1 protein-coding gene is annotated in these 1820 nt (G+C 61.9%); it reads left to right on the top strand.

Annotated features, from left to right (window positions below; translation table 11 throughout):
* Positions 1-210 precede the first annotated feature (210 nt).
* Positions 211-1820: AMP-binding protein (locus AC4FAH_RS13695; RefSeq protein WP_490246225.1), on the top strand; the 1610-nt coding region annotated here is incomplete at its 3' end.

Below are 1820 nucleotides of genomic sequence, written 5' to 3'. Positions count from 1 at the left end.
CGACGTCTACAACAACAAGGTAGCGGGGGCAGTGACGCCGAGCGCCCCACGTACTGATCAAGGAGCAACGCCATGCATGATCCCCTAGCGGCTCGACCCGATGAGTCAGGCAAGTCCACTACCGATACCACTGCCGATTCCACTACAGAACCTTCCCACGTGGCTGATGCCTCAGCCGACGCTTCGAGAGTACGGCCAGCGGCAGGCGACATGAGCGGCATGTCATGCCTGCGGTCTTCTCAGGAGGTGGATTTCAGCGGCTACGACTCCCTGATGGACATGCTGGAGAAGGCCTGCACCGCGCATGGCGAGCGTCCTGCCTTTACCTGCATGGACCGCACCTTGACGTTTGCGGAGCTGGATGACACCAGTCGTCAGCTGGCGGACTGGTTCCAGCATGAGACCGACCTCAAGCCGGGCGACCGGGTCGCCATCCAGCTGCCCAATACGCTGATGTTTCCGGTGGTGGCCTTCGCCGTGCTGCGTGCAGGCCTGGTGCTGGTGAATACTAATCCGCTGTATACCGAACGTGAGATGGAGCATCAGTTCAATGATTCCGGCGCGCGGGCGTTGGTGGTGCTGGCCAACATGGCGGACAAGGTCGAACGCGTGCGGGAGCGCACTGGCCTCGAGTACGTGCTGGTCTGTGAGTTGGGCGACATGCACCCGGCCTTCAAGCGGCTGTTGATCAACACCGTGGTCAAGCACGTCAAGAAACTGGTGCCGAGCTATCACCTGCCCGACGCCATCCCGCTGCGCACGGCCATTTCGCAGGGCAAGGCCGAGCGCTGGGAGCGGCCGACACTGGCACTCGATGATGTCGCTGTGCTGCAGTACACCGGCGGCACCACCGGGGTCGCCAAGGGCGCGATGCTGACTCACCGCAACCTGCTCGCCAACATGCTGCAAGGCAAGATGGCCCTCACGCAGGGTTTGAACCCCGGCCACGAGACGCTGGTGGCGCCGTTGCCGCTCTATCACATCTACGCTTTCACCATTCATCTGGCCTGCATGCTCAGTGAAGGCAATCACACCCTGTTGATTCCCAATCCGCGCGATATCCCGGGCTTCGTCAAGACGCTGCAAAAGCACGACTTCACGATGTTCGTCGGTCTCAATACGCTGTTCGTGGCGCTGTGCAACAACCCCGGCTTCCAGGCACTGGACTTCTCGAAGCTCAAGATCACCACCTCAGGGGGCGTGGCGTTGACGCGCAAGGCGGCAGAAGAGTGGAAGCGGGTCACCGGCAGCGATATCTCCGAGGGCTACGGCATGACCGAGACCTCGCCGATCGTGTCGTTCAACCCGCTGGATGCCATTCAGCTCGGCACCATCGGTCGGCCGATGCCCTCCACCGAGGTGCGCTTATATGACGATGAGGGTGCGCTGGTCGCGATGGGGGAGCCGGGCGAGCTGTGCGTGAAGGGGCCGCAGGTGATGAAGGGGTATTGGCAGCGTGAGCAGGCAACCAAGGACAGCTTCACTGCCGATGGCTTCCTGCGCACCGGGGATATCGCGGTCTTCCAGGACGATGGCTATATGCGCATCGTCGATCGCAAGAAGGACATGATCATCGTCTCCGGCTTCAACGTGTATCCCAATGAGGTCGAGGACGTCATCGTGCGTCACCCGGACGTGCTCGAGGCGGCCGCCGTCTCGGTGGTGGATGAGCGCAGTGGTGAGGCGATCAAACTGTATGTCGTGCTCAAGGACGGCGCAGAGCTCGAGGCGGATGCGCTGCGAGACTGGTCGCGCAAGGAACTGGCCAGCTACAAGGTGCCGCGTCAGGTGGTCTTCATCGACGAGCTGCCCAAGACCAA

Source organism: Cobetia sp. (genome assembly GCF_983723665.1).
Note: the sequence above shows the minus strand (reverse complement) of the source record. Positions and strands in the feature narration are given on the sequence as shown.